At 58.5% G+C, this 7,849-nt stretch carries 5 protein-coding genes and 2 pseudogenes; 4 read left to right on the top strand and 3 right to left on the bottom strand.

Annotation, left to right across the window (positions count from 1 at the left end; translation table 11 throughout):
* Nucleotides 1–16: 16 nt before the first annotated feature.
* Entirely contained in the window at nt 17–208 is a 192-nt protein-coding gene (locus CCD76_RS19910; RefSeq protein WP_373419440.1) for a transposase, read from the bottom strand.
* A gap of 377 nt (nt 209–585) precedes the next feature.
* Here CCD76_RS19910 and istA point away from each other — a divergent pair, with 377 nt between their 5' ends.
* From istA to CCD76_RS18540, 3 genes and pseudogenes are all read left to right on the top strand, one after another.
* Nucleotides 586–2,124, top strand: a complete 1,539-nt coding sequence (gene istA / locus CCD76_RS18550; protein ID WP_373419439.1) for an IS21 family transposase — start codon at nt 586–588, stop codon at nt 2,122–2,124.
* 17 nt (nt 2,125–2,141) lie between these two features.
* A complete protein-coding gene (istB, locus tag CCD76_RS18545; RefSeq protein WP_087720996.1) occupies nt 2,142–2,897 on the top strand; it encodes an IS21-like element helper ATPase IstB in 756 nt (251 codons plus the stop codon).
* A 129-nt stretch (nt 2,898–3,026) separates the two neighbouring features.
* A pseudogene (locus CCD76_RS18540) lies at nt 3,027–5,162 on the top strand (efflux RND transporter permease subunit); the annotation flags it as partial.
* Between the two features lie 128 nt (nt 5,163–5,290).
* Here CCD76_RS18540 and CCD76_RS18535 read toward each other — a convergent pair.
* Both CCD76_RS18535 and CCD76_RS18530 read right to left on the bottom strand, forming a co-directional pair.
* A complete protein-coding gene (locus tag CCD76_RS18535) occupies nt 5,291–6,613 on the bottom strand; it encodes a sensor histidine kinase (protein ID WP_087720994.1) in 1,323 nt (440 codons plus the stop codon).
* A 29-nt stretch (nt 6,614–6,642) separates the two neighbouring features.
* Nucleotides 6,643–7,314 carry a response regulator gene (locus tag CCD76_RS18530; RefSeq protein WP_087720993.1) on the bottom strand — a complete coding sequence of 224 codons (672 nt, stop codon included), beginning with the start codon at nt 7,312–7,314 and terminating at the stop codon, nt 6,643–6,645.
* Between the two features lie 72 nt (nt 7,315–7,386).
* Here CCD76_RS18530 and CCD76_RS18525 point away from each other — a divergent pair.
* Nucleotides 7,387–7,849: pseudogene (locus CCD76_RS18525) on the top strand (transposase); the annotation flags it as partial.

Genomic DNA, 7,849 nt, shown 5'->3' with positions numbered 1-7,849 from the left:
AAGCGGGTAACGGCCCTTAATGGTTTTTTAGAATCTCCTTTTCCTCCTCGACCCGCCGCAATTTGCGCTTCAGTTCCTGAATCTCACGTTGTTCGGGTGTCAGGGCGTCGCCTTTCGGCGTGTTGCCCGCTCGTTCGGAGCGAAGTCTGCGAACCCAGTATTCCATGGTGGATTTGCCAACTCCCATAGCTTCGCACGCCGCCCTCAGCGTGTAANAGTCAGGTGGCCAGATTCACTATGCCACTACACTATGCCACTACAACCCCGATCCACTGGATGCATCGCACGATGATCGGGGCATTGCACTTCGACTGCAGGAAGCGGGCCGGGAAGTGGCGCGGCCGATCTTTTTCGCGACGGTGCGTATTTCGCGCCATCGTGACCGACCGTTCCGTTTTATCGTGACCGCCTATTCCGGGCCATCGTGACCGGCCATTCCGTTTCAACGTGACCGATTTCGGCCGCTTTTCCGAAATCCGCGGCCACGTTGCCGGAATTACCGGTCACGTTCCCGAAAACTCACCTAACTCGCTGGAATGATTCGGACTTTTACGGCATACCCCTTCATTTGCCCTGGAGGGGACGATGCCAGCACCGAGGATTCCCATGCGAACCATCATCGAGGTGTTGCGCCTCAAGTATGACGCCGGGCTCAGCCACGAGAAAATTGCCCGGGCCTGCGGTCTCTCCAAGGGCGTGGTCAACAAGTACGTCAGCCTAGCCCAGGTTACTGGCCTCACCTGGCCGTTGCCCGACGGTACCGACGAAGCGGCGCTGGAGGCGCGGTTGTTTCCCGCCAAGACGCCGCCAGTGCGCTTCTCGGTACCGGACTACTTCCAGGTCCACCAGGCGCTCAAGCGCAAGGGCGTAACCCTGCAGCTACTGTGGGCGGAGTACGTGGCGGCTCATGGCGACAGGGCCTACCGCTACACGCAGTTCTGCCACCACTACCGGGTCTGGCGGGACCGCCAGCGCCGCAGCATGCGCCAGGTCCACCGTGCCGGCGAGAAGCTGTTCATCGACTACTGCGGGCCGACCGTGCCGGTCATCAACCCGGCCACCGGCGAGGTACGCCACGCGCAGGTGTTCGTGGCCGTACTGGGCGCCTCCAGCTACACCTACGCCGAGGCGACCTGGAGTCAGTCGCTGCCCGACTGGATCGCCTCCCATCAGCGCGCCTTCCAGTTTCTCGGCGGTGTGCCGGAACTGCTCGTTCCGGACAACCTGAAGAGCGCCGTGACGCGGGCCTGCCGCTACGAGAGCCAGCTCAACACGACCTATGCCGAGATGGCGCAGCACTACCAGGTCGCCGTACTGCCGGCGCGGCCCTACAAGCCCAAGGACAAGGCCAAGGCGGAGGCCGCCGTGCTGCTGGTGGAGCGCTGGATCCTGGCCCGCCTGCGCCACCACACTTTCTTCACGCTGGCCTCGCTGAACCAGGCCATCCGCGAGCTGCTCGACGACCTTAATCGTCGGCCCTTTCAAGGGCGCGAGGAGAGTCGGCGCGACCTGTTCGAGGCCATCGACCGGCCGGTGCTGCGCCCGTTGCCGGCGACACCCTACGAGTACGCCGAGTGGCGCAAGGCCAAGCCCGGCATCGACTACCACCTCGATATCGACAAGCGTCTCTACAGCGTGCCGCACAGCCTGGTGGGCCAGGTGCTGGAGGTGCGTCTGACACACGCCGTGGTCGAGGTGTTCCACAAGGGACAGCGGGTCGCCACACACCCGCGTCATGCGCCGGGGCGCTTCTCGACCCTGGCCGAGCACATGCCCAAGCGGCACCGAGCCCACCGCGACTGGTCGCCGACTCGTTTCCTGGACTGGGCCCAGGACATCGGCGTCGCCACCCTGGAAATGACCCAGCGGCAGCTGCACGACCGCCCCCATCCCGAGCATGGCTATCGTGCCTGCCTGGGGCTGTTGCAACTCAGCCGGCGCTACGGCAAGGATCGCCTGGAGCAGGCCTGCGCTCATGCCCTGGCGATCCCAACCACCCGCTATGCCAGCGTGGCCTCGATCCTCAAGCAGGGGCTGGATCAGCAGCCGCTGCGACGACTGTCCGAGACACCTGACGACCTGCCGCCCCACACCAACGTGCGCGGTGCCGAGTACTACCACTGATCCAAGGAGATCCCCCTATGATGACCCAGCCCCTGCTCGACACCCTGCGCCATCTGAAGCTGACCGGCATGCATGACGCCCTGGCCCACCAGCTCACCCAGCCGGACACCTACGACCTGCCGTTCGAGGATCGCCTGGGCATGCTGCTCGACCGTGAGGTTCTGCACCGCGAGAACCGCCGCCTCGACCGCCTGCTCAAGACCGCCAAGCTACGCGTCACGGCCTGCGTCGAGGACATCGACTACCGCCATCCCCGCGGCCTGGAGCGGGGCCGTATGGCACCGCTGACGAGCGGCGAATGGATCGGACAGTCCCTCAATCTGTGCATCACTGGACCCACCGGATGCGGCAAGACCTGGCTGGCCTGCGCGCTGGGCAACCAGGCCTGCCGGCAAGGCTACTCGGTGCGCTACCTGCGGGTGCCGCGCCTGTTCGAGCAGTTGCGCATCGCACAAGGCGACGGCTCCTACGCCCGGCTGATGGGGCAGCTGCAGAAGACCGACCTGCTGATTCTCGACGACTGGGGGATGCAAAAGATGACCGCGCCGCAGCGACAGGACCTCATGGAGGTGATCGAAGATCGGCACGGCCGGGGCTCGACGCTGATCGCCAGCCAGCTGCCCATCGACCACTGGCACGACTATATTGGCGCCGCAACAGTGGCCGATGCCATCCTGGACCGGCTACTACACAGCGCCCACCGCCTGACACTTAGAGGAGAATCGATGCGCAAGAATGCCGCCCCGAAGGCGGCAGAAGTTGACCCATCGTGACCGGTCAGCTTACAAAACCAGAACCAGCGAGAGAGCGGTGAGCAAATCGGTCACGTTCGCCGGAATGAGCGGTCACGTTCGCCGAAATACGCATTGCCTTCATTATGAGGCTTACTTGGGGTGTCCGCTCCAATTGGACCATTTCACATGCTGCGGATCTACTTCCTGCAACAGTGGTACGCCCTCGCCGACGAGGCGCTCGAAGATGCCATCTACGATAGCCAGGCCATGCGCGACTTCATCGGTATCGACCTGGCCATCGAGAGCGTGCCGGACGCCACCACGCTGCTGCGTTTCCGCCATCTTCTGGAGAAGCATGCCCTGACCCAACGGATCTTCGAGGAAATCAACGCCAGCTTGGCCGAGCAAGGCTTGTTCATGCGCGAGGGCACCATCGTCGACGCCACCATCGTGGCGGCCGCGCCCTCTACCAAGAACAAGGCCAAGCAACGCGACCCGGAGATGAAGCAGACCAANGGAATGAGCGGTCACGTTCGCCGAAATACGCAGACGGCGATTATCCTGGTCGTTTTCATGCCTCTGTTCAGCTTTGAAGGTGTGGAAGCCAAGCTTTTCCAGCCAATGGCGATCAGCATCATGCTGGCCATTGTGTCCGCTGTGATCGTCGCTCTGGTGGTTGTACCCGCGCTGGCGTCATACATGTTCCGTAAGGGTATCCGGGAGCGGGAAAGCTTCATTCTAAAACCCCTGGAAAAGCTCTATCGCATGGGGCTTGCCTGGTCACTGAAGCATAGCCGAGTGGTTGTTGGCGCGGCGGCTGTTCTTGTTGTGCTGGCGGCGCTGATTGTGCCACGACTCGGTACTGAGTTCGTGCCTGAACTGGAAGAGGGAACGATCAACCTCCGGGTGACTCTGGCTCCCTCATCAAGCCTCGATACGGCGCTTGAAGTGGCGCCGAAACTGGAGGCCATGCTGATGGAGTTTCCAGAGGTGACCTACGCGCTGTCCCGGGCGGGCCGACCGGAAATAGGCGGCGATCCGGAGCCCGTCAACAACATCGAAATCTACATTGGCCTCAAGCCAACAGCCGAGTGGACCAGCGCCAGTAATCGCTATGCATTGCAGGCCCTGTTTGAGGCGAAGCTCGAACAGCACCCGGGGCTACTGTTTAACTTTTCTCAGCCTATCGCGACCCGGGTTGATGAATTGTTGTCAGGTGTTCGTGCGCAGTTGGCCATCAAACTTTTTGGCCCGGATCTCGACGTACTGGCGGAGAAAGGTCAGCAGATTGAAGCGGCGGTCCGAACAGTTCAGGGAACACGGGATGTGGCCATGGAGCAGATTGCCGGTGAAGCGCAGTTGGCGGTTCAGCCTGATCGTCAGGCACTCTCCCGGTACGGACTCGCCGTGTCTGATGTGATGAGCGTCGTCCGGGACGGACTGGGTGGTGCCGCTGCGGGCCAGATCATCAACGGCAACGAGCGGTATGATATCTATGTGCGTTTGGCCAAACGTTTCCGGGAAGACCGGGATGCTATTGCCGATCTCAGGTTACAGGCGCCGTCCGGAGCCTGGGTGAGACTTGGTGATGTGGCCGATGTGTCTATTGAGTCTGGCCCGCCCCAGGTGCGCCGCGACGACGTTCAGCGCCGTGTGGTCATTCAGTCCAATGTGCAGGGTCGTGACATGGGCAGTGTGGTTGCCGATATTCAGGATACCATCGCGTCAGACGTGAACCTTCCCCCCGGATATTCGGTGGATATTGGTGGTCAGTTCGAAAACCAGCAGCGAGCTCAGAAGCGATTGACCATTGTGGTTCCTGTATCTCTGGGCCTGATCGCGCTGTTGCTGTACTTTGCTTTCAGTTCGGTCGGTCAAGCATTGTTGATTCTGGTCAACGTGCCGCTTGCCGTTATTGGTGGCGTCTTTTCACTCTGGATCTCCGGTCAGTATCTTTCAGTGCCCAGTTCCGTTGGATTTATCACACTGTTTGGTGTGGCTGTGCTGAACGGGGTCGTTATGGTCGAAAGCATCAATCAGCGAATACAGGATGGGTTGAACGTGGATACCGCGGTGTTTGAAGGTGCCGTCTCCCGTTTGCGTCCTGTCTTGATGACAGCAATAACCTCGGCGCTTGGTTTGATACCGATGCTGTTGTCGACGGGCGTGGGTGCGGAAATCCAGAAGCCACTGGCCAGCGTGATTGTTGGTGGCCTTATCACCGCAACTTTCCTGACACTCTTTGTTTTGCCGGTTCTGTTCGGTCGCTTTTCGAGAGCCAAGGTGGGTGATATTCAGCGGTAGAACATAGGGAAGGCCGCAGGGAGTCTGTAAGTGGATGAGTTCATGTTGTCCGGTGAGCTCGTTCACGGGCAACCTCCGGAGCAGAGCCGAGAGCCTGAAGGCCGGATGTGTCATGATGAGTGGTCTCGCTAGTCCGGAAACGGCAGTAAAATCATAATCCTGGCTCCTCCGTTTTTCGAGGATCCGATTTCCAGGTGTCCGAGGTTGTCTTCGACAATCTCGGACACGATGGACAATCCGAGCCCAAATCCGGCGACCGTTTCATCCAGCCTGGTGCCCCTGTCCATGACAGTGGCTGCCGCCTCGGGAGAAATTCCGGGGCCATCGTCCGTTACTTCTATGGAGAGTCCTGATGACGTGCGGACGATTGTAACGTCGACGGTTGTCTGGCACCACTTTCCACCATTTTCGAGTAAATTGCCAAGCAGCTCTGAAAGATCCTGCCGCTCCATTGGCCAACTGAAGTTTTCGGGTAAGGTGGTGTGGAGGCGGAAAACCGTATCAGGGAATATTTTTTCCATGACGGTGATGACACTTGCCGTGATTTCAACCGGCATGCACGTCCGTCCCATCTGTCTGCCTGATATGTCTGCTTTGCTCATCCGGTATTTCAGGGATTTGTCAAGCTCCCGCAAGTTAGAGGCCATAAACACAACATCCTCCCGGGACGGAGGCAAGGTATCGATATCCGACAAAATGGCAAGATTGGCAGAAATAGAGGTTTTGACCAGGTGAGAGAGATCAGAATTCAGGCGGCGGTGGCGGTCCAGCCGCCGGTTTGACAGCTCGAGCAAATCATTGAGCTGCCGGATCAGCGGACGAAACTCTTCCGGTACGTGAGGGTTCAGGCGACTTTGTTTCCCGGATTGGAGCCGTCTCAGGTCCTCTTTTATCTTACTGATGGGCTTTAACGTCAGATGTGTAGTGGTTCCAATCAGGGCCAGCAGTATCGCGAGAAGAACGGCCGAGGCGCCGAGCAATGTCAGGTGAGCCTTCAGCGGTCGTTCAGAGAGCGCCCCCTCGGTTTCAAGAACGGTGATTGAGGCCAGTTTTTCACTGGCGGAGAAAATGCGTTTGAGCCCGAAAAGCGTGTTCGCACCCTGCGCTATGTGGATGAAACCCTCGGGCTTCTCTGCAGCGCCCTGCAGTTGGCTCTGGTCAAAGTTCGGGCTCGCCAGGACGCTTCCGCTAGCCGTTTCGATGACGAAGGCATGCCCCAGAAGCATTTCAAACTGATTGATCATGTTGCTGAGGTCGTCGGTTGTGGGGGATTCAGCCTCAATGATTGCCTGAAAGTTTTCCAGCTCTTTGTTCAGGTGTTGCTTCCTGGACTCGTCCGATAGTTGCTTTATCACGTAGGTGTGTGAAAAGAATATCAGAGTAAAATATACGAGGCTGAAAACAGCACCATACTGAATGGCTGTTCTGCGGATACTTTTCGGAGCAGACATATTTTAACCTGGTTGGTTCACTCGGGCGTTCAGCGGTTAGGATCTTTTTCGAAGTAGTAGCCCTGGCCACGCAATGTTTTTATTTTATTGACCCCTATTATTTTTCTAAGCCGGGTTATGTAAACCTGAACGACATTTCTGGTGGGGCATCTTTCTATGTTGTAGAGGGATTCAACCAGTTCGTCCTGGGAAAACACCCGGTCCGGTGAACGGAGGAAACACTGCAAAAGGCGGAATTCCGTAGCTGTCAGTCTGAACTCTTTCTGGTCGGGCGTGGTAAGCGTTCGGTAGCTGGCGTTGAGACTGAATCCGTCAACACTGATCTGGTCTGTCGTTCTGCCGTCCTTTCTGCGGATAATCGCACTGAGCCGGGCTTTCAGTTCATCAAACTCAAACGGTTTGGGAAGGTAATCGTCGGCACCCGCGTTCAACCCTTCTACTCTCTCAGTCCAGTTGGAGCGTGCGGTCAGAATAAGGATGGCCTCTTTTTTCCCGTTTTTTCTCCATCTTTGCATTAAAGAAAGTCCATTTTCATCGGGCAGTCCGATATCGAGAATAACGGCCTGGTAGGAGCTTGTTTCAATCAACGAGTCCGCTTCTTTGCCGGTTTTGGCGATATCTACTGTGTAGTGCGCCTGCGCAAGCCAGCCCGATATTTTTTTGGCAAGTACAGCATTGTCTTCAACAATCAGAATTTTCATTTGTAAGCGCCGTTTTTCGTGGTGGGAAAGTTTCGCTCGTCCGCTATGGATTGTAACAGTAACGAAGGAATCCTCGATATGCAGCGCAAGCAGGAACCGGTGATCTTCGCCGTCCCCGGCCACGGCAAAGACGCCATCAAGGCCTTCAGCGCCTTTCTGGCAGCGCATGGCGGTGACACCGACAACGTGGTCGAGGTCGTGTGCGACATGTCACAAGCCTTCCTCAGCGGCGTGGCCGAGCATCTTCCCAAGGCCGACATCACGGTCGACTGGTTCCATATCGTTCAGACCTTCACCAAGCGGCTGGACGAGGTGCGCAAGAAGGAACGCCGGGAGCAGGGGCATCCCAAGTCGCTGCGCTGGGCCCTGCTGAAAAGCCTCGACAACGAGAACCTGACGCCCAAGCAACTGGCGGCGCTCCAGGAGCTGGTGGCCGATCAGAGCGCCACAGCCGATGCCTGGGTGATCAAAGAGAAGCTGAGCTGGATCCAGAAGGCCCCGACGCCGCGGGCGGCTCGGTGGCGTATCACGAACT

This window comes from Salinicola salarius (genome assembly GCF_002179555.1).
GTDB lineage: Bacteria > Pseudomonadota > Gammaproteobacteria > Pseudomonadales > Halomonadaceae > Salinicola > Salinicola salarius_A.
This window is presented reverse-complemented; position numbering and strand designations above follow the sequence as displayed.